The 19,604-nt window shown below is 60.2% G+C and carries 14 protein-coding genes, 1 tRNA gene and 4 pseudogenes; 13 read left to right on the top strand and 6 right to left on the bottom strand.

The window, feature by feature from the left end; translation table 11 throughout:
* Positions 1-41: 41 nt before the first annotated feature.
* Positions 42-1,103, bottom strand: a complete 1,062-nt coding sequence (locus tag HMPREF9710_RS07855) for a 3-deoxy-7-phosphoheptulonate synthase (protein WP_005665404.1) — start codon at positions 1,101-1,103, stop codon at positions 42-44.
* Between the two features lie 138 nt (positions 1,104-1,241).
* Here HMPREF9710_RS07855 and ybiB point away from each other — a divergent pair, with 138 nt between their 5' ends.
* The 7 genes from ybiB to HMPREF9710_RS07890 all read left to right on the top strand — a co-directional run bounded on the left by ybiB (position 1,242) and on the right by HMPREF9710_RS07890 (position 9,065).
* On the top strand, positions 1,242-2,228 hold the full coding sequence (ybiB, locus tag HMPREF9710_RS07860) for a DNA-binding protein YbiB (RefSeq protein ID WP_040775214.1): 987 nt from the start codon (positions 1,242-1,244) through the stop codon (positions 2,226-2,228).
* Positions 2,229-2,306: 78 nt separating this feature from the next.
* Entirely contained in the window at positions 2,307-3,524 is a 1,218-nt protein-coding gene (locus HMPREF9710_RS07865; RefSeq protein WP_005665406.1) for a BaiN/RdsA family NAD(P)/FAD-dependent oxidoreductase, read from the top strand.
* 108 nt (positions 3,525-3,632) lie between these two features.
* Positions 3,633-3,845, top strand: coding sequence for a 30S ribosomal protein S21 (gene rpsU, locus HMPREF9710_RS07870; protein ID WP_005665410.1), 213 nt, complete (start codon positions 3,633-3,635; stop codon positions 3,843-3,845).
* A 173-nt stretch (positions 3,846-4,018) separates the two neighbouring features.
* Positions 4,019-4,468 (top strand): GatB/YqeY domain-containing protein, encoded by a 450-nt coding sequence (locus HMPREF9710_RS07875; protein WP_005665412.1) that lies wholly within the window; start codon positions 4,019-4,021, stop codon positions 4,466-4,468.
* Positions 4,469-4,582: 114 nt separating this feature from the next.
* Positions 4,583-6,379 carry a DNA primase gene (gene dnaG / locus HMPREF9710_RS07880; RefSeq protein WP_005665414.1) on the top strand — a complete coding sequence of 599 codons (1,797 nt, stop codon included), beginning with the start codon at positions 4,583-4,585 and terminating at the stop codon, positions 6,377-6,379.
* A gap of 256 nt (positions 6,380-6,635) precedes the next feature.
* Positions 6,636-8,870: an RNA polymerase sigma factor RpoD gene (gene rpoD, locus HMPREF9710_RS07885; protein ID WP_040775841.1), complete on the top strand. Its 2,235-nt coding sequence runs from the start codon at positions 6,636-6,638 to the stop codon at positions 8,868-8,870.
* A 116-nt stretch (positions 8,871-8,986) separates the two neighbouring features.
* Positions 8,987-9,065, top strand: a tRNA-Ile gene (locus HMPREF9710_RS07890).
* A gap of 248 nt (positions 9,066-9,313) precedes the next feature.
* Here the strand turns inward: HMPREF9710_RS07890 and HMPREF9710_RS07895 are convergent.
* Positions 9,314-9,805: an Hcp family type VI secretion system effector gene (locus tag HMPREF9710_RS07895; protein WP_005665418.1), complete on the bottom strand. Its 492-nt coding sequence runs from the start codon at positions 9,803-9,805 to the stop codon at positions 9,314-9,316.
* A gap of 125 nt (positions 9,806-9,930) precedes the next feature.
* Between HMPREF9710_RS07895 and HMPREF9710_RS27010 the strand changes: the two genes are divergently transcribed.
* The 3 genes from HMPREF9710_RS27010 (at position 9,931) to HMPREF9710_RS07900 (ending at position 12,782) form a co-directional block, all read left to right on the top strand.
* Entirely contained in the window at positions 9,931-10,467 is a 537-nt protein-coding gene (locus HMPREF9710_RS27010; RefSeq protein WP_081589861.1) for a lysozyme, read from the top strand.
* A gap of 12 nt (positions 10,468-10,479) precedes the next feature.
* Positions 10,480-10,938, top strand: coding sequence for a hypothetical protein (locus HMPREF9710_RS27760; RefSeq protein WP_157225449.1), 459 nt, complete (start codon positions 10,480-10,482; stop codon positions 10,936-10,938).
* Positions 10,939-11,102: 164 nt separating this feature from the next.
* On the top strand, positions 11,103-12,782 hold the full coding sequence (locus HMPREF9710_RS07900; RefSeq protein WP_005665420.1) for an acyltransferase family protein: 1,680 nt from the start codon (positions 11,103-11,105) through the stop codon (positions 12,780-12,782).
* Here HMPREF9710_RS07900 and HMPREF9710_RS07905 read toward each other — a convergent pair.
* From HMPREF9710_RS07905 to HMPREF9710_RS07925, 3 genes and pseudogenes are all read right to left on the bottom strand, one after another.
* Positions 12,725-14,280, bottom strand: a protein-coding gene (locus tag HMPREF9710_RS07905; protein ID WP_229409743.1) for an IS3 family transposase whose coding sequence is annotated in 2 segments (ribosomal slippage) — positions 12,725-13,818 and positions 13,818-14,280 — 1,557 coding nt in all. Because the reading frame shifts where the segments join, the coding sequence is not laid out codon by codon here. The two genes, HMPREF9710_RS07900 and HMPREF9710_RS07905, sit on opposite strands and share 58 nt — an antisense overlap.
* A gap of 74 nt (positions 14,281-14,354) precedes the next feature.
* Positions 14,355-15,346 (bottom strand): annotated as a pseudogene (locus HMPREF9710_RS28750) (transposase); the annotation flags it as partial.
* 108 nt (positions 15,347-15,454) lie between these two features.
* Positions 15,455-16,042 (bottom strand): annotated as a pseudogene (locus tag HMPREF9710_RS07925) (transposase); the annotation flags it as partial.
* A gap of 83 nt (positions 16,043-16,125) precedes the next feature.
* Here HMPREF9710_RS07925 and istA point away from each other — a divergent pair.
* Positions 16,126-17,205, top strand: coding sequence for an IS21 family transposase (gene istA / locus HMPREF9710_RS07930; protein ID WP_005663623.1), 1,080 nt, complete (start codon positions 16,126-16,128; stop codon positions 17,203-17,205).
* Positions 17,202-17,987 carry an IS21-like element helper ATPase IstB gene (gene istB, locus HMPREF9710_RS07935; protein WP_005663619.1) on the top strand — a complete coding sequence of 262 codons (786 nt, stop codon included), beginning with the start codon at positions 17,202-17,204 and terminating at the stop codon, positions 17,985-17,987. The genes istA and istB overlap by 4 nt, the downstream gene beginning before the upstream one ends.
* A gap of 87 nt (positions 17,988-18,074) precedes the next feature.
* On the opposite strand, the pseudogene HMPREF9710_RS28755 reads toward istB, so the two are convergent.
* A pseudogene (locus HMPREF9710_RS28755) lies at positions 18,075-19,048 on the bottom strand (transposase); the annotation flags it as partial.
* Between the two features lie 94 nt (positions 19,049-19,142).
* Between HMPREF9710_RS28755 and HMPREF9710_RS07950 the strand changes: the two are divergent.
* A pseudogene (locus HMPREF9710_RS07950) lies at positions 19,143-19,568 on the top strand (SGNH hydrolase domain-containing protein); the annotation flags it as partial.
* Between the last annotated feature and the right edge of the window lie 36 nt (positions 19,569-19,604).

Consider the following 19,604-nt stretch of genomic DNA (forward strand, 5'->3'; position numbering starts at 1 on the left):
TTAGGCAGAACCGTCGATTTTACCGTACGGTTCGTTCGAATTCACGGACGCTGCAATAACTCCTTGTGCGCCTGTCGCAACATGGCCTCGGTCTCTTCCCAGCCGATGCAGCCATCGGTCACCGAGCAGCCATAGGTCAGCTGCGACAGGTCGGCGGGAATCGCCTGGTTGCCGCTGACGATATTCGACTCGATCATCACGCCCACCAGCGATTGATTGCCATGGCGAATCTGCTGGATCACGTCGGACATGACGAGCGGCTGCAGTTCCGGCTTCTTGTAGCTGTTCGCATGCGAGCAGTCGACCACCAGGTTGGCCGGCAACTTGGCCTTGGTCAGTGCCTGCTCGGCAATCGCCACCGACACCGAATCGTAGTTCGGCCGCCCGCCGCCGCCGCGCAGCACGACGTGGCCGTAGGCATTGCCGCTGGTGCGCACGACCGATACCGAGCCTTGACCATTGATGCCCAGGAAGGCGTGCGGATTGGCCGAGGACAGCACCGCATTGATCGCGATGCTGACGTCGCCGTCGGTGCCGTTCTTGAAGCCCACCGGCGTGGACAGGCCGGACGACATCTCGCGGTGGGTCTGCGATTCGGTGGTGCGCGCGCCGATCGCGGTCCAGGCGATCAGGTCGCCCAGGTATTGCGGAGAAATCGGGTCCAGCGCCTCGGTCGCGGTCGGCAAGCCCAGCTCGCACACGTCGAGCAGGAAGCGGCGCGCGCGTTCCATGCCGACGTCGACGCGGAACGAGTCGTCCATGAACGGATCGTTGATATAGCCCTTCCAGCCGGTGGTGGTGCGCGGCTTCTCGAAATACACGCGCATCACCAGCACCATGGTGTCGCTGACTTCGTCCTGCAGCGCTTTCAGGCGGCGCGCATAGTCGAGGCCGGCTTCGGGGTCGTGGATCGAGCAGGGGCCGACCACGACGAACAGGCGCTTGTCCTTGCGGTCGAGGATATTGCGCAGCGTCTCGCGGCCTCCCATGACGGTCGCATAGGCGCGCTCGCTCAGCGGCAGGGCCGCATGCAGTTCGACCGGCGTGGGCATCCGGGTGAACGAGCTGACGTTGGTATTTTCGATTTGTGGCGTGCTGGTCATGGTGCTATCTAAAATTCTTCAGGTGGATCGACCAGTGTAGACGGAAATTGCTGCACGTGCATAAGCGATATCGCAAAATCCATGCCCCGGTGCCGCCCTGTGCTGCAGGCCAGTCCCGTTCCCGTGTATCCTTTTGCCATGACTACCGACACGAATGACATCGAACGCTTTGTCGCGGCCCCCTTCATCAAGGAAATCGGCCGCGGCGTCAAAGGCGCGCGCAGCATGACGCGCGAGGATGCGCGCGCGCTCTACGCCGCCATGCTGGAAGGCCGGGTCTCGGACCTGGAACTGGGCGCCATCCTGCTCGCCATGCGCATCAAGGGCGAGTCCGTGGACGAGCTGGCCGGCTTCATGGACGCCGCCGCAGCCTCGTTCGCGCCGCTGCCCACGCCGCGCGGCGAGTTCGCCCCGGTCCTGATCCCGACCTATAACGGCGCGCGCAAGCTGGCCAACCTGACGCCGCTGCTGGCCCTGCTGCTGGCGCGCGAGGGCGTGCCGACCCTGGTGCACGGCGTGCGCACCGACCCGGGGCGCGTGGCCACCGCCGAGATCCTGCGTGAATTGGGGCTGCTTGAAGCAACCACCGCCGCCGAGGTGCAGAACGAGTTCGCCCACCTGCGTCCGGCCTTCATGCCGATCGAGCACCTGGCCCCGCGGCTGGCCCAGATGCTGTCGCTGCGGCGGGTGCTGGGCGTGCGCAACTCGACCCACACCCTGGTCAAGATCCTGCAGCCCTTCGACGGCCCGGCGCTGCGCCTGGTGTCGTACACCCATCCCGAATACCTGGAAACCCTGGGCGGCTTCTTCGAGGGCGTGGACAGTGAAAGCCAGGGCGACGCCTTCCTGATGCGCGGCACCGAGGGCGAGACCGTGGCCCATCCGCATCGCGCCCAGCGCATCGACTGGTTCCATGCCGGCCAGCGCGCGCTGCTGGTCGAGCGCGATGCGCCGACCGACGCATTGTCCGAGGTGCCCGATGGCCGTGACGCGGCCACCACCGCGGCCTGGATCGGCGCCGCGCTGCGCGGCGAGGTGCCGGTGCCGGCCTCGATCGCGACCCAGGTGGCGTATTGCGTGGAAGTGTCGCGCAAGATCCGCGCGCGCAGCCAGCCGCTGGCTTAGTTGCTTACGTGAGTGCTGACCGGGACCCGCCGCTGGCATTACAATGGCGGGTTCGACGCAAGGCAGGAAGCAGCAGGCATGGCAAAACAATACGATGTGGCGGTGATCGGCGCGGGCGCGGCCGGGATGATGTGCGCGGCCGTGGCGGCCCAGAACGGCAAGCGCGTGGTGCTGATCGACCATGCCGTCAAACTCGCCGAGAAAATCCGCATCTCGGGCGGCGGTCGCTGCAATTTCACCAATATCAATGCCGCCCCGCAAAACTACCTGTCGCAGAATCCGCACTTCTGCAAGAGCGCGCTGTCGCGCTACACGGCCCAGGACTTCCTGGCGCTGGTGAAGAAATACCGCATCGCCCACCACGAAAAGCACAAGGGTCAATTGTTCTGCAACGATTCGGCCGAGCAGATCATCGCCATGCTGCGCGCCGAGTGCGAACTGGGCGGCGTCGAATGGCGTATGCCATGCAAGGTGGCCGGCGTGCAAAAACTGGAGAGCGGTTTTTCCATCGACACCGATGGCGGCGAACTGCTGGTCGATAGCGTGGTGGTGGCCACCGGCGGCCTGTCGATCCCGAAGATCGGCGCGACCGACCTGGGCTACCGCATCGCAAAACAGTTCGACCTGAAACTGGTGGAAACCCGTCCCGGCCTGGTGCCGCTGACCTTCGACGGTCCCAGCTGGGAGCCCTTCGTGCCGCTGGCCGGCATCGCGCTCGAGGTCGAGGTGAGCACGGGCAGCGCGAAAGGGAAGGGCTCGCTGCGCGGCCATTTTCGCGAAGATTTGCTGTTCACGCACCGCGGCCTGTCCGGCCCGGCGATCCTGCAGATTTCCAGCTACTGGCAGCCGGGCACGCCGATCGTGCTCGACCTGCTGCCCGAGATGGACGTGGCGGAGACCCTGATCGGCCTGAAGAAGACCGAGAAAAAGCAGCTGGGCAATGTGCTGGCCCAATGGCTGCCGGCGCGCCTGGCCGACGGCTTGCTGACAGCCAATGGCTTCGACCCAGCCGCGCGCTTGCCCGACATGGCCGACGCGAAATTGCGCAAGCTGGGTGACGCGATCAATCGCTGGTCCATCGTGCCGACCGGCTCGGAAGGGTATCGCAAGGCCGAGGTGACCCTGGGCGGCGTCGATACCCGGGAATTGTCGCAGCAAACCATGATGGCCAATAAGGTGCCGGGTTTGTACTTCATCGGCGAAACGGTCGACGTCACCGGCTGGCTGGGCGGCTACAACTTCCAGTGGGCCTGGGCATCGGGCGTCGCGGCAGGCTTGGCCATTGCCAATGGCTGATGTGTCAATTGCGGCACACCGCAGTTGACGGCGTGATAAACGCTTCCATTGATCGAAAAACGGTGCTAGAATTTCGTTCTTATCTAAATCCAACGGTTTGATTTTTACATGACCACTATCCGCCTTAAAGAAAACGAGCCGTTCGAAGTCGCAATGCGTCGCTTCAAACGCACCATCGAAAAAACTGGTCTGCTGACGGAACTGCGCGCACGCGAGTTCTACGAAAAGCCAACCGCAGAGCGCAAGCGCAAGCTGGCAGCTGCCGTGAAGCGCCACTACAAGCGCATCCGCAGCCAGCAACTGCCGAAGAAACTGTACTAATTACAGCTCAGCCGGCCAAGACCCGGTGACGGCCATGTCTGTCCCGGCGAGTCGCTGATGTCCGCAAACCCGCTTCGGTTTCGCCGCAGCGGGTTTTGTCGTTTGTGCCACGCCATAGCCGGTCTCGTCAGTGGCGTCGCGCATCCAGTCACACCACCGAATACGGAGATTCCATGAGCTTGAAAGAACAACTGACCGAAGATATGAAAGCCGCGATGCGCGCCAAGGAAAGCGGCCGCCTGGCCGCCGTGCGCCTGATCATCGCCGAAGTCAAGCGCAAGGAACTCGACGAGCAGACCCAGCTGGACGACACCCAGGTGCTGGCCGTGATCGAAAAGATGATCAAGCAGCGCAAGGATTCGATCACCCAGTTCGAAGCCGGCGGCCGCGCCGACCTGGCCGACGTCGAGAAGGCCGAGATGGCCATCCTGTCGACCTATATGCCTGCCGGCCTGTCTGACGAAGAAATCGCCGCCGAAGTCGCCGCCGCCGTGGCCGCCACCGGCGCCAGCGGTCCGCAAGACATGGGCAAGCTGATGGGCGTGCTCAAGCCGAAGCTGGCGGGCCGTGCCGACATGACCGTCGTATCAGGCCTGGTCAAGAAGGCCCTCGCCGGCGCTTGATTGCCACATGCTGTTCCCGCGCGCTACCGTGCGGGGACATCATCTTGTTGCATATCAACTTGCAGCAAGCGCTGCGGTATAGTCTGACTCTAGACAAACACTGTGTAACGCCAAGTGATTCCGCAAACTTTCATTACCGATTTGCTCAACCGTGTCGACATCGTCGACATCGTCGGCCGCTACGTCCAGCTGAAAAAGGGCGGGGCCAACTTCATGGGCCTGTGCCCGTTCCATAACGAAAAATCCCCCAGCTTCACGGTCAGCCCGACCAAGCAGTTCTATCACTGCTTCGGCTGCGGCGCCCATGGCACCGCGATCGGCTTCCTGATCGAGTATTCCGGCATGGGCTTCGTCGACGCCGTCAAGGACCTGGCCCAGAACGTCGGCATGATCGTGCCCGACGCCGACGACCGTATCCCGCCGGCCCAGCGCGCCGCCCAGCAGGCGCAGACGCTGGCCATGACCGATGCGCTGACCCAGGCCTGCAATTTTTACCGCGCCCAGTTGCGGGATGCGCCAAATGCCATCGCCTATCTCAAGAACCGGGGGCTGACGGGCGAAGTGGCCGCTCGCTTCGGCATGGGCTACGCGCCGTCCGGCTGGGACAGCCTGCGCGCGATCTTCCCCGACTACGACGCCCACGTGCTGGTCGAATCCGGTCTGGTGATCGACAAGGTCGACGAGCAGGGCAATCACCAGCGCCGCTACGACCGCTTCCGCGAGCGCGTGATGTTCCCGATCCGCAATACCAAGGGCCAGGTGATCGGCTTCGGCGGCCGGGTGCTCGACGGCGGCGAACCGAAATACCTGAACTCGCCCGAAACGCCGCTGTTCCAGAAAGGCCTGGAACTGTACGGCCTGTTCGAGGCGCGCCAGGCGATCCGCGACGCCGGCTACGTGCTGGTGACCGAAGGCTATATGGACGTCGTTGCGCTGGCCCAGTTGGGCTTTCCGCAAGCGGTCGCCACCCTCGGCACCGCCTGCACCACGACCCACGTGCAAAAACTGCTGCGCCAGACCGACGACGTGATCTTCAGCTTCGACGGCGACAAGGCCGGCCGCCGCGCCGCGCGCCGCGCCCTCGAGGCCTGCCTGCCGCAGGTGAGCGATGACAAGACGATCAAGTTCCTGTTCTTGCCACAGGAGCACGATCCGGACAGCTTCGTGCGTGAGCGCGGGGCCGAAGCCTTCGAGCAAGAAATTGCCGACGCGATGCCGTTGTCGCAATTCCTGCTGCGCGAAGTGACGCAGGAACATGACCTCGACACGCCGGAAGGACGCGCTCACGCCCAGTTCGAGGCCAAGCCGCTGCTCCAGGCGATGACGCCGTCGAGCCTGCGCCTGCAGATCGTGCGCGGCCTGGCCAGCATGACCCAATCGACGCCGGCGGAGATCGAAAGCCTGTTCGAGTTGTCCAAGCCGGTGGCGACCGCGCGCCGCGCGCCGCCGCGCCAGGGGCGGCCGGAGCCGGTGGGACTCGAGCTCAAGATGCTGCGCATCCTGGTCGCGCACCCGCACCTGGCCCTGCTGCTCGACGAGCAGGCGCTGCAGGCCTTCGATTATTTTGGAGAAGAAAGTTCCGATCGCCTGCGCCACCTGGTCGAGACCGCGCAGGCCCTGGGCGAACACGGCACCTTCGCGGCCCTGTCCCAGCAGCTCAGGGAAGTGACGAATGAATACGACGCGATGATCGCAGAAATCGCGGCGGAGCCGGAAAATGAGGTCGATGGAGACCGCATTGTTCTGTTAAGTTCTGTGCGACAGATCAAGATGGATTCGTTAAAACAGGAGCTTAACCAGTTGTTTTCTTCTGGATTGACCCCAGATCAGGTGAGTGCTCGCTACCGCGAGATTGTTGCTCAGCAGGACCTTCTGGCCCGCGAGGCTGCTGCCGAGATGGCACCCCGATGATCACCTGGCTCCGCCCTGGACGCCCAGGCGCTCGCAACTGGAAAAAGGTGGGGTGCGTGCTATAATAAAACGCTAACTATTGCAACTGTTGAAACGATTTTCGGTTCAATCGGACGCGTGGTGTTTCAGTTAGCGAGGCCCATGGATTTGTGCCTGCAGGATGATGTAAGGTAACAAAACTTTATTTTTAACCATCGTAAAGTTAGTCGTTGTGACATCGAAAGCGCCTGTGCCAACCAAGAAACCCGAAACCAACGTGGCTGCGAAAACCACGAGAGCGTCTGCCGCCAAGGCGGACAATTCGCAAGACAAGGCCGAGGTTCGTACGGCGAACCCAGCGCCTGTCAGTCAGACGACCGATGCGGCTACCCTGGCCGCGATCGACACGTCGGGCTACGTCCTGCCTTCCGTCAAGGTGCCGGGACGGCGTGGCCGCAAGCCGAAGGAATTCACCCCCGAAAACGACGAGATCGCCGCACTGAACGCGGTCGAGCGCGCCGAGCTGAAGGCGGCGGACAAGGCCAAGGCCAAGGACCGCAAGGCCAAAGAAAAAGCGCTGCTGAAAGACGCGTTCTCGTCCGATACCGAAGCCAGCGAGGAAGAGCTCGAGCTGCGCCGCAACAAGCTCAAGGCCCTGATCAAGTCGGGCAAGGAGCGCGGCTTCCTCACGTATTCCGAGATCAACGACCACCTGCCCGAGAATATCGTCGATCCGGAAGCGATCGAAGGCATCATCGGCACCTTCAACGACATGGGCATCGCCGTGTACGAGCACGCGCCCGATGCCGAGACGCTGCTGCTGTCCGATAACGTTCCTAACGTCACGAGCGACGACGAGGCCGAGGCTGCCGCCGAGGCCGCGCTGTCGACGGTCGACTCCGACTTCGGCCGCACCACCGACCCGGTCCGCATGTATATGCGCGAGATGGGCTCGGTCGAGCTGCTCACGCGCGAAGGCGAGATCGAGATCGCGAAACGCATCGAGGACGGCCTGAAGGACATGATCCAGGCGATCTCCGCCTGCCCGGTGACCATTGCCGAGATCATCGACGCCGCCAACAAGATCGAGCGCGACGAAATCAAGATCGACGAAATCGTCGACGGCATGGTCGACCCCGAAGAAGGCGAAGAAACCTCGCCGAGCGCGGTCGCCCCGACCTCGACCGATTCCGATGAGGATGAAGAAGACGAAGAGGACGCCGAAGAAGAGGAAGAGGAAGAAGAAGCCTCGACCGGCACCGGCGCCGCCGCGGGCTACTCGGCCGAGCAGCTCGAGGCCCTGAAAGCCGCCGCCCTCGGCAAGTTCGACGAGATCGGCCAGCAATTCGACAAGATGCGCAAGGCCTTCGAGAAGGACGGCTACAACTCGAAAGCCTACGTCAAGGCGCAAGAAGCGATCTCCAACGAGCTGCTGGGCATCCGCTTCACGGCCAAGGTGGTCGAGAAGCTGTGCGACACCTTGCGCGGCCAGGTCGACGAAGTGCGCCACATCGAGAAGCAGATCCTCGACGTCGCGGTGAACCGCTGCGGCATGCCGCGCGCCCACTTCATCAAGGTCTTCCCGGGCAACGAGACGAACCTGGAATGGGTCGACGGCGAAGTGGACGCCGGCCACGCCTATAGCGCTATCCTGGGCCGTAATATCCCGACGATCAAGGAACTGCAGCAACGCCTGATCGACCTGCAGGCGCGCGTCGTGCTGCCGTTGCCAGACCTGCGCAACATCAACCGTCAAATGGCGGCTGGTGAAATGAAGGCCCGCAAGGCCAAGCGCGAAATGACCGAGGCGAACTTGCGTCTGGTGATTTCGATCGCCAAGAAGTACACCAACCGCGGCCTGCAATTCCTCGACCTGATCCAGGAAGGCAATATCGGCCTGATGAAGGCGGTGGACAAGTTCGAATACCGTCGCGGCTATAAATTCTCGACCTATGCGACGTGGTGGATTCGCCAGGCGATCACCCGCTCGATCGCGGACCAGGCGCGCACGATCCGTATTCCGGTGCACATGATCGAAACGATCAACAAGATGAACCGGATCTCGCGCCAGATCCTGCAAGAGACCGGCGCCGAACCGGATCCGGCGACCCTCGCGATCAAGATGGAAATGCCGGAAGATAAGATTCGCAAGATCATGAAGATTGCGAAAGAGCCAATCTCCATGGAAACGCCGATCGGTGACGACGACGATTCGCATCTGGGCGATTTTATCGAGGACAACAACACCCTGGCGCCGTCGGATGCGGCCCTGCATGCCTCGATGCGCGGCGTGGTGAAGGACGTGCTCGACTCGCTGACGCCACGCGAAGCCAAGGTGCTGCGCATGCGCTTCGGCATCGAGATGTCGACCGACCACACGCTGGAAGAAGTGGGCAAGCAGTTCGACGTGACCCGCGAGCGGATTCGCCAGATCGAAGCGAAGGCGCTGCGCAAGCTGCGTCACCCATCGCGCTCGGACAAGCTGAAGAGCTTCCTCGAGGGCAGCAGCTGATTGGTCGTGAAGGCTTGACGTACTGGCAGTAAAGGCAATATGCTCTCGCCACTTCGCTCATCTGGTGTCCAGCCGGCGAGCAGGTGGCGAGTTCACTTTCCACCGTACCAGTTTCTGGGCCTCTAGCTCATGCTTGGTTAGAGCAGCGGACTCATAATCCGTTGGTGCCGTGTTCGACTCACGGGAGGCCTACCAACAAAGTTGAAGGGTTACGCAATTGCGTAACCCTTTTTACTTTGCGCTGTGCAACTCTTGGCACACGCGAGAATCGTTGCCGGTAAGGGCTGGAGCGCATGCCAGCGCAGGGCCCGGCTTGCCTTGGCGCTCTTTGACGGGGCCGCAAGATATCCAGCCGCGCTTTGTCACTCATACTGCTTTTCTGGCACGACCAATTGCAAAAACGACAAATCCCCGGTGTTTCGGGGATTCCTGAATTTATTCGCTCACGCAACCTTATTGGCGGCTAAATCCCATCCACCAACCGTCGAGCCGCCACCGCCACCGCCGATTTTCTGTTGCGTGTATTTCCATTTCACTTTGGAGAATTTCAGGCTCACATGCTCTTGTAAAATCGCGCCTGCCTCGATGCCGGGTGAAATTGCGCCGATCAGGATATTTTCCAGGTCTATTTCGAAATACTTGATTGGGTTTCCGTTGCCGTCGGCGCGCATGAATTCGAACTTTGCTTTTGGAATGGTCTTGCCCATCGCGCAGGTCTGCATAAGAATTGGCGATGACAAGTCCGCCATTTTGCTGAACGTAACCTCTTCGAGCTCGACTCTTTCTGCCGTATGGCCCCCGCCGGTCGATGCGGTTGCGCTACGGGGTTGAATGAGTCCCCAATTCACCGATGTACATTCAATCCAGTCTCTATGCTTGTCGTCCTGCGACTCGCCTTTGATCCCATCGATTTGCAAATAGACGTCAATTGCCATGATTCCTCCAGTATTGTTGAGCTGACTATGCTGCCTTAACTAATGCAGAGCCTGCTTGTGAGACATCAATGACTCTGATTTCCATAATGATAAGTTGAGCATTTCTTTCGATTATGGAGCTAGATATGAGTAGCAACAATCCCAAGTCTCCACGACCCAATGCCACAATGAAAATGTCGCCGGATGGACGCGCCCGTCTTCGGGCGACCGAAAAGGCCATATATCGGTATTACAACGATATGGGGAAAAACAAGGGGCATTGCACTTGGGGCGTAGGTATCCTCGCTCACAGAGGTGTTTGCACAAAAGAAGAGTTGGGCAAGAAGGTATCAGTCAAGATGGTTGACCAAGAATTTGAGCGAAAGATTGCGGAGACGGAGGCAATCATTCACCGCAATATCACTGTTGCACTTAATCAAGCTCAGTTCGATGCGCTTTGCAGTCTGGCTTATAACGCGGGCGCGAACGGATCCAGAGAAACTTTTAGATTTGTGAATCGAGGAGATTTTGCCGGTGCTGCCAACAATATGTCGTTAATGATCAAGGTTACTGTAGTCGAGAAAGGAAAAAAGAAGCTGGTGATAGCTCCTGGGTTAATCAAGAGGCGTGCCGAAGAGAGCGCACCATTCCGAGCTGAAAAAGCTGCTGCCACTAGCAAATGAGGAGAATTACAAATGTCAGTCCCTGGACTTATAGCCTTGATACGCGGCGCCATTTTCCTGCAATTTTTCTTGGCGCTCACTCTTGTGGCGTCGCCTTCAGTCAACGCATCAGATTCGATAGAACGTATCGTAACGGGGCAATGGCGATTTACCAAGCCGATTGATAGCGCTGACATCACATCACTTGATGAACGCGAAGCAGCGCAACTAGTCGGTCATATTTTTACGATAAGGAAAGATAAAGTCGCGTTCGGTGACCAAGATTGCGGAGATACGGAATTTGAAGCGCAGAAAGTTGAGCCGACCTTGTATTTGCGTAAAGGATGGAATTCGAACGTCGAAGGACTCAAGCTACCCAATCCGGTCACGGCTGTTGAAATAAGTTGCACTACGGTTTTTATCTTGAATCGGAACAGGCTGGTTATATTTTGGAAGGGCTGGTTCTTTGATGCCGTCCGAGTAAACAAGTAAGCAGCGGGCTGTGTTGAGTCCAATTAATGTGCTCTGAGAAATTGCCACAGTAGCGAGCACTTTGATTGTCATTAAAGCCCGTTCAAATCGATTCCCGCTCACGTTCAGATGTGTAAGCATCAACATGGCTTGCTTGCCTGTCAACTTGAACGAGCGGAGGGGGCGTGAACACTGCAGCGGCATCCCGTCATCAGAAACTCACCGACTACCGTCCCGATATCGACGGCTTGCGCGCGGTAGCAGTCATTGCAGTAGTGCTGTATCACGGCTGGCCAAACTATCTGCCCGGCGGTTTCATCGGGGTAGACATCTTTTTCGTCATCTCCGGCTACCTCATTACCTCGATCATCCTGTCTGCACTGGAACAGGATCGCTTCAGCATCCTCGAATTCTACGCGCGCCGTGTCAGGCGTATTTTTCCGGCATTGCTGCTTGTCCTCGTCGCCACCATCGGCTTCGGCTGGATCGTCCTGTTACCCGATGAATTCAAGCAAGTCGCACGACACGTCAGCGCGGGCGGACTGTTCGTCTCCAATTTATTGCTCTGGAACGAGGCCGGCTACTTCGACAACGTGGGATTGACCAAGCCGTTGCTGCATCTGTGGTCGCTCGGCATCGAGGAGCAGTTCTATCTGCTGTGGCCCTTGATGCTCTGGTTGATGGTCAAGTACAGAACGGGAGTCCTGGTCCTGCTGTGCACCGTGTTTGCCGGCTCCTTCATGGCCAACCTGGCGCTCACGTCGAGCGACGCAACGGCCGCTTTTTACTCTCCGGCGACACGCTTCTGGGAATTGATGACAGGTGGCATAGGAGCCTATCTGCATCTGCGTTTCCGCGGCTGGTCCGGCCGCTGGGCGCAGTTGGCCTCGATCGCCGGTGCGCTGTTGCTGGTCGCGGGCTTTGCCTTCATCGGCACGCAAGACGCATTCCCGGGCTGGTGGGCGCTGCTCCCGGTTGGTGGAGCATTCCTGCTGATCATGGCTGGTCCTGACACAGTCATCAACCGTAAGCTGTTGAGCACGCGTCTTGTCGTCGCAACAGGCCTGATCAGTTATCCCCTCTACCTCTGGCACTGGCCCTTGCTGTCGTATGGCTTGATCGTCAATGGCGAAAAGCCCGGTTTTCTCGTTCGCGCCGGTTTGGTTGCTGCGGCTTTCGTGCTTGCCATCCTTACCTACCGCTTCCTTGAATTGCCAATACGTAGAGCAAGTGTGCGCGGCCGGACGGTACGCACGCTTGCCACCGGCATGGCCGTGATGGTGCTCGCAGGTGTGCTCATCCACGCGGGCTTTATTCGGGAACGTCTTCACGCGCCAGGCGCGGAAATCTACCTCAATGCGCTCAATGACAGCGATTTCCCGGGCGCCAGACTCAGTCCCCTTCGCTATGGGAATTCCTTGTTCCAGAAGGTGGATGGCCGCGCGCCTGGCGTGACCGTTTTTCTCGGCGATTCGGTCATGGAGCATTATGGTCCGTTCATTGGACATGCCGTTTCGGACCAGCCTGGACGGTTTCGTTCGGCTGTTTTCGCCACACACGGAAGTTGCCTGCCGATTCCTCATGTCATCCCTTTGCCGAAATACAGATACATCCGCTGTCTGGCGACGGTGGAAGACGGCTACGCGTTTGCCAAGCGTCCGGAAGTCGAAGCGGTCGTCGTGGGCGCCGCCTGGGCTGGGTATTTCCAGGACCCTCATGGCGGGAGCCTGGCGTTCGATGATGGCGTCAGGCTGCTGGAGTTTCCCGACCAGCTTGCGGTGTTTGTCAACGTAGTTGTCGCGTCATCTCAAGCTGCTTGCTGTAGTGCTTCTGGCCGAATCCGTTCCGGATTCAACCAGACTTGATCGTCAAGTTCCCAGTTCCTGGTGCCCTGCGACCAGCGCTGCGGGTTGCGCTTTCTAGCCTCGTGATAGACCTGCTCACGAAGCTTCAAAATCGCCGCGTCTTGCCCGCAGTGGCGCTGTGCCGGGGTCACGAATTTCAGGCCGCTGTGCTTGTGATCGTGGTTATACCAACGCACGAATTTCTGCGTCCATGCCTGCGCCTCTTCCAGGCTTCCGAATGGCTTGTTCGGGTAATCTGGGCGATATTTGCAGGTCTTGAACAGCGACTCGGCGTATGCATTGTCATTGCTTACACGTGGCCGGCTGAACGAGGGCGCCACACCCAGCTGTTCCAACGTGGCCAACATGGTGGCGCCCTTCATGGCGCTGCCGTTGTCCGAATGGAGCACCAGTGGACGACCGGCCAGCCCCTCGGCCAAGCTAGTGCGGCGCATCAACCGTGAAGCCAGTTCCGCCGATTCCGCCACGTGCACCTCATGCCCGACGACTTTGCGGCTGAAGATATCGAGCACCATGTACCAGTAATAGTATTGGCCTTTGATGGCGGCCGGCATCCAGGTGATATCCCAGCTCCACACTTGGTTCGGAGCCGCGGCGCAATGACTCGTGAGCACGCGCTCACAAGGTTTCTTCGCGCGGCCCCGATGATGCTGTTGCGCCGCCGCTTTCAGAACGCGATAGAAGCTTGACTCGGACGCCATGTACACGCCCCGATCGGCCAGCGCTGGCACGATCTGGCTGGGCGGTAAGCTGGCGAATTCCTCGCTGTTGGCAACGGCGAGGATTTCGGTACGCTCATCCTCGCTCAGCTTGCTGACCGGTTCTGGCCGCACGCTGGAGGGACGACCGTCGCCGGCCACGGCATCGTCGCCATTGCGCACCCAGCGCTGGAAAGTACGCAAGGTAATGTCCAGCTCGATGCAGGCTGGCGCCAACCGGCTGCCGGCGGCCTCTGCTTCACGGATCAACTCAACACACAACAGGCGATCTGGGACGCTGATCAGTCTTCCTCTTTGTCCCCCCAGATCGCCTGGGCTTTTTTTCGCAGGATCAGCAGCGCGGCCGCCTCGGCCAGCGCCTTCTCCTTGCGCTGTAAATCCTTCTCCAGTTGCCGGATGCGCTTTTTGTCCTCCTTCGACTGCGCCTGCTGCTCCCGCGTCTGCTTTACCACGCTCGCATTGGCCGACATGCATGCGGCACGCCACGTGGCAATCTGCTCCGCGAACAGGCCCTTGCGACGGCAATACTCGGCCAGTTCGCTTGTGTTCAGCGCAGCCGTTTCCAGTACCACGGAAAACTTGTCTTCCGAAGTCCATTCCTCGGCATTCTTTCCACTACCTGGCACCAGCGTTCCTTGATTACGAAGTTGACGGCGCCAAGTATAAAGGGTCTGTTCGGTGATCCCGCTCTCGCGGGCCAACTCCGACACCAGCCTGTTCTGCGGCGGCATCATCTGCCGAAGTAGCGCTTCTTTCCGTTCTGCTGAATACTGCTTCACACGATCTCTCTTGCCCGTCCCCGGTTGGTATTTACTTCATCAGGTGACGCGACAACTATTCTGACACCGGGGGGTACCATGTGCCAGTAAAAATACAAGCCCCGCACTCCGGTCGGCAACCACGTGATGTCCCACGCCCACAAGCGGTTCGGCTCGGTTGCGCAGTGGCTCGTGACGACCCTTGTGCTTGGCTTCTTTGCGCGGCCGCGGTGATGCTGCTGCTTCTCGTCTTTCAAGATCCGGTAGACAGTCGATTCTGATGCCAAATACTCGCCTCGATCAGCCAAGGTCGGCACGATCTGACTAGGCGGACTGCTGGCAAATTCAGGGCTGTTGGCAACCTCCAGAATTCGCTGGCGCTCGTCTTCGCTCAGCTTGTTGGCCGGCGCCACGCGGCGGCTGCCTTTTCGTCCGTCAACCTGGCCGTTATCGCCGTCACCGTCGCGCATCCAGCGCTGATAGGTGCGAAGGCTGATCTCCAAGGCGCTACAGGCCTGTGCACGCCGACACCCGCCGTCGACGGCTTCTTCAACCAGTGCAATCACCTGCTGGCGATCTGGAGTGCCGATCAATCGTCCTCGGGCTCCCCCCAGATCGCCTGGGCTTTTTTTCTGAGAATGATCAGCGCCGCTGCCTCTGCCAGTGCCTTCTCTTTGCGCTGCAAATCCTTCTTCAACTGCTTGATTTCTTTGCGGTCGCTTTTGCTTTGCTCGCGCAGCTCCCGGTTGCGCTCGGCCGGTGCTTCATTGGCCTGCTGACAGGCCTCGCGCCATTCGGCAACCTGCTCGACGAACAAGCCTTTGCCACGACAGTATTGAGCCAGTTCCGCCTCGTTCATGTGTGCCGTTTCCAGCACCACGCCAAACTTGTCGGCCGACGACCACACGACCGCATTCTTTCCATTTCCCGGCACCGGCACTCCCTGAGACTGTAGATTTCGTCGCCAAGTATAAAGTGTCTGTTCCGAGATGCCGCTCTCCTTCGCCAGGGCCGATACCGGCCTGTTCTCCGGTGGCATCATTTGCCGAAGAATGGCTTCCTTGCGTTCTGCTGGGTACTGATTCACTGCGCGTCTTTGCTCCGCCCCCGGATGGATTAAAGTGATTCAAGTGACGCGACATCTATCCTGACAGAGGGGGATTACGGTGTTTGTCAACGTAGTTGTCGCGTCATCTCAAGCTGCTTGCTGTAGTGCTTCTGGCCGAATCCGTTCCGGATTCAACCAGACTTGATCGTCAAGTTCCCAGTTCCTGGTGCCCTGCGACCAGCGCTGCGGGTTGCGCTTTCTAGCCTCGTGATAGACCTGCTCACGAAGCTTCAAAATCGCCGCGTCTTGCCCGCAGTGGCGCTGTGCCGGGGTCACGAATTTCAGGCCGCTGTGCTTGTGATCGTGGTTATACCAACGCACGAATTTCTGCGTCCATGCCTGCGCCTCTTCCAGGCTTCCGAATGGCTTGTTCGGGTAATCTGGGCGATATTTGCAGGTCTTGAACAGCGACTCGGCGTATGCATTGTCATTGCTTACACGTGGCCGGCTGAACGAGGGCGCCACACCCAGCTGTTCCAACGTGGCCAACATGGTGGCGCCCTTCATGGCGCTGCCGTTGTCCGAATGGAGCACCAGTGGACGACCGGCCAGCCCCTCGGCCAAGCTAGTGCGGCGCATCAACCGTGAAGCCAGTTCCGCCGATTCCGCCACGTGCACCTCATGCCCGACGACTTTGCGGCTGAAGATATCGAGCACCATGTACCAGTAATAGTGTCAGCAGCGGTTGTAAACTGATACAGGCAGCGATTGAAAACTGATACACCATTTTGAGAAGATGGCCGCTTTGCGGAGCGGCCTTGAAACCCAAAGAGGTGTACGTGGAAATCCAACTACTGAAGAAGCATGGGTTAAGCCTTCGGCAGATCGCCGCCGAGGTAGGCTGTGCAGTGAACACGGTGCGCCGGCACCTGGCCCTGGAGGCCGTGCCGAAGTACGAACGCAAAGTCAAACGCCAGACGAAGCTGGCGCAGTTCGAGCAGTACCTGAGGGATCGGCAGCAAGCTGCTCAGCCCGACGTGATTCCAGCCACCGTGCTGTACCGCGAGATTGCCGCGCGCGGCTACGAGGGCGGCATGAGCCAGTTGAGGGCCTTCGTGCGCACCTTGCGCCCGGCGCCTCCCGCCGATCCGGTGGTGCGTTTCGAGACGGCGATGGGTGAGCAGCTGCAGGTGGACTGGGTCGAATTTCGTAAAGGCAGCGCGCCATTGCACGCGTTCTGCGCGACGCTCGGCTTTAGCCGGGCCAGCTACGTGGAGTTCGTCAACAACATGAAGGTGGATACCCTGATCGCCTGCCACGAGCGCGCCTTTGCAGCGTTCGGCGGCGTGACGCGGCGGGTCCTGTACGACAATATGAAGACGGTGGTACTGGAGCGCGATGCGTACGGTGAGGGCGAGCACCGCTTCCACGCCGGCTTCCTGGACTATGCCAGGCATAGCGGCTTCGTGATCAAGCTGTGCCAGCCGTACCGGGCCAAGACCAAGGGTAAGGTCGAGCGGTTCAACGGCTACCTGCGCCGATCGTTCTATGTGCCGCTGGCGAGCCGGCTGGCACAGAGCGGCCAGAAGCTCGACGTCGTGACGGCCAACGTCGAGGTGGCCCACTGGCTGCGCGAAGTGGCCAATGCGCGCATCCACGGCACGACCGGAGAACCGCCAGCCGAAGCCTTGAAGCGGGAAGTGGAGCACCTGCAAGCGCTGCCGGCACCGTGGCGGGCGGACATCGCGGCAGCCAGGCCGCAGCCGGCTGCTGCAGCACCTGCGGCGCCGCGGCCGGCAGCAGTGGTGGAGCGGATCGCGCAACCTTCTCCGGTACAGCATCCGTTGCAGGTGTATGACGCGCTGCTGGTGCGGGTATCGGAAGGGGTGGCGGCATGAACCTGCAGCATGAGCGTATCGCGGCGTTGTGCGAGAGCCTGAACCTGCCGTTCGTGGCACAGGGCTACGGCGCCGCAACCCAGAAAGCAGCGAAACAGGAGATGGCCTACAGCGACTTCCTGGAGGGGCTGCTGAGGGAGGAAGCAGCTGGGCGCAACGTGCGCAAGCAAAACACGATGACCCGTCTGGCAGGATTCCCCGTGGTGAAGACGCTGGACGAATTTAACTATGACTTCGCCAAAGGCGTAAAGCGCAGCCAAGTCGAGGAGCTGGCCGGCCTGGGATTCGTCGAGCGGCATGAGAACGTGGTACTGGTCGGGCCGAGCGGTGTAGGCAAAACGCACCTGGCGATGGCACTGGGTTACAAGGCCACGCAGGCCGGCATCAAGACGCGCTTCACGACGGCGGCCGACCTCATGCTGGCACTGACGACGGCGCATACGCAGAACAATTTGAAAGCGGTGATGCACCGCGCGATCAAGGCATATCGGCTCTTGATCATCGACGAGATAGGTTACTTGCCGATGAACCGGGAACAGGCCAACCTGTTCTTCCAGGTGATCGCGGCCTTGTATGAGCGCAGCAGCCTGATCGTGACCAGTAACCTGCCGTTCGGACAATGGGACACGACCTTTGCGCAGGATACGACGCTCACCGCGGCCCTGCTCGACCGGCTGCTGCACCATGCGCATATCGTGCCGATTGCAGGTGAGAGCTACCGGCTGAAGCACCAGCGACAGGCCGGGATGATGAGGGGGAGCGATGTTGCAGAAATGGGCTGAACACGGACGGTGTTCGGCGACGGCGGTGTATCAGTTTTAAATCGCTGGGACGACGAAATCTGTATCAGTTTTCAATCGCCGTTGACAATAGTATTGGCCTTTGATGGCGGCCGGCATCCAGGTGATATCCCAGCTCCACACTTGGTTCGGAGCCGCGGCGCAATGACTCGTGAGCACGCGCTCACAAGGTTTCTTCGCGCGGCCCCGATGATGCTGTTGCGCCGCCGCTTTCAGAACGCGATAGAAGCTTGACTCGGACGCCATGTACACGCCCCGATCGGCCAGCGCTGGCACGATCTGGCTGGGCGGTAAGCTGGCGAATTCCTCGCTGTTGGCAACGGCGAGGATTTCGGTACGCTCATCCTCGCTCAGCTTGCTGACCGGTTCTGGCCGCACGCTGGAGGGACGACCGTCGCCGGCCACGGCATCGTCGCCATTGCGCACCCAGCGCTGGAAAGTACGCAAGGTAATGTCCAGCTCGATGCAGGCTGGCGCCAACCGGCTGCCGGCGGCCTCTGCTTCACGGATCAACTCAACACACAACAGGCGATCTGGGACGCTGATCAGTCTTCCTCTTTGTCCCCCCAGATCGCCTGGGCTTTTTTTCGCAGGATCAGCAGCGCGGCCGCCTCGGCCAGCGCCTTCTCCTTGCGCTGTAAATCCTTCTCCAGTTGCCGGATGCGCTTTTTGTCCTCCTTCGACTGCGCCTGCTGCTCCCGCGTCTGCTTTACCACGCTCGCATTGGCCGACATGCATGCGGCACGCCACGTGGCAATCTGCTCCGCGAACAGGCCCTTGCGACGGCAATACTCGGCCAGTTCGCTTGTGTTCAGCGCAGCCGTTTCCAGTACCACGGAAAACTTGTCTTCCGAAGTCCATTCCTCGGCATTCTTTCCACTACCTGGCACCAGCGTTCCTTGATTACGAAGTTGACGGCGCCAAGTATAAAGGGTCTGTTCGGTGATCCCGCTCTCGCGGGCCAACTCCGACACCAGCCTGTTCTGCGGCGGCATCATCTGCCGAAGTAGCGCTTCTTTCCGTTCTGCTGAATACTGCTTCACACGATCTCTCTTGCCCGTCCCCGGTTGGTATTTACTTCATCAGGTGACGCGACAACTATTCTGACACCGGGGGCTTGCGAAAGAAGAAGCTTACCGCACGCTCGCGCGCACCCTGCAGGAACTGAAGGCATTGGGCAAACAGGTATTCCTGTTGCAGCAGCCGCCAATGGGGCCATCGTTCGATCCTCGGAACATGATTACCGGGTCGCGGTTCGACAGCATCAAGCCACTGCCGCGCATTGAACCGCTCAAGCTCGATCGATTCATTGCGGATAATGCGGCATCGCGAAACCGCATCATCGAGATCGCACGATCCGTTGGCGCCGAGCTGATCGACCCCAGTACATCCCTGTGCAAGGACAATATGTGCCCTGTCCTCGGCGCGGACGGCGCGCCGGCGTACACCGACACCATGCATATGCGGCCTTCATATAGCCGCTCCGCCGCGCAATATCTGACGCAAACGATTTCCCCGCGCCTGGCAGGGCAAACCGACCTTCGCGTGTCGACGGCTCCATAGGTGAGAGCAGGGCCGATCTGCGCCTGGACGGCGGCA

It is taken from the genome of Massilia timonae CCUG 45783 (assembly GCF_000315425.1).
Classification (GTDB): Bacteria; Pseudomonadota; Gammaproteobacteria; order Burkholderiales; family Burkholderiaceae_D; genus Telluria; species Telluria timonae.

Bases quoted from the DNA above. Each gene is read 5' to 3' on its own strand.
- HMPREF9710_RS27760 (WP_157225449.1), top strand. From the start codon at position 10,480: ATGTCAGTCCCTGGACTTATAGCCTTGATACGCGGCGCCATTTTCCTG.
- HMPREF9710_RS07875 (WP_005665412.1), top strand. From the start codon at position 4,019: ATGAGCTTGAAAGAACAACTGACCGAAGATATGAAAGCCGCGATGCGC.
- HMPREF9710_RS07865 (WP_005665406.1), top strand. From the start codon at position 2,307: ATGGCAAAACAATACGATGTGGCGGTGATCGGCGCGGGCGCGGCCGGG.
- istB (WP_005663619.1), top strand. From the start codon at position 17,202: ATGAACCTGCAGCATGAGCGTATCGCGGCGTTGTGCGAGAGCCTGAAC.
- HMPREF9710_RS27010 (WP_081589861.1), top strand. From the start codon at position 9,931: ATGAGTAGCAACAATCCCAAGTCTCCACGACCCAATGCCACAATGAAA.
- HMPREF9710_RS07895 (WP_005665418.1), bottom strand. From the start codon at position 9,805: ATGGCAATTGACGTCTATTTGCAAATCGATGGGATCAAAGGCGAGTCG.
- ybiB (WP_040775214.1), top strand. From the start codon at position 1,242: ATGACTACCGACACGAATGACATCGAACGCTTTGTCGCGGCCCCCTTC.
- HMPREF9710_RS07855 (WP_005665404.1), bottom strand. From the start codon at position 1,103: ATGACCAGCACGCCACAAATCGAAAATACCAACGTCAGCTCGTTCACC.
- rpsU (WP_005665410.1), top strand. From the start codon at position 3,633: ATGACCACTATCCGCCTTAAAGAAAACGAGCCGTTCGAAGTCGCAATG.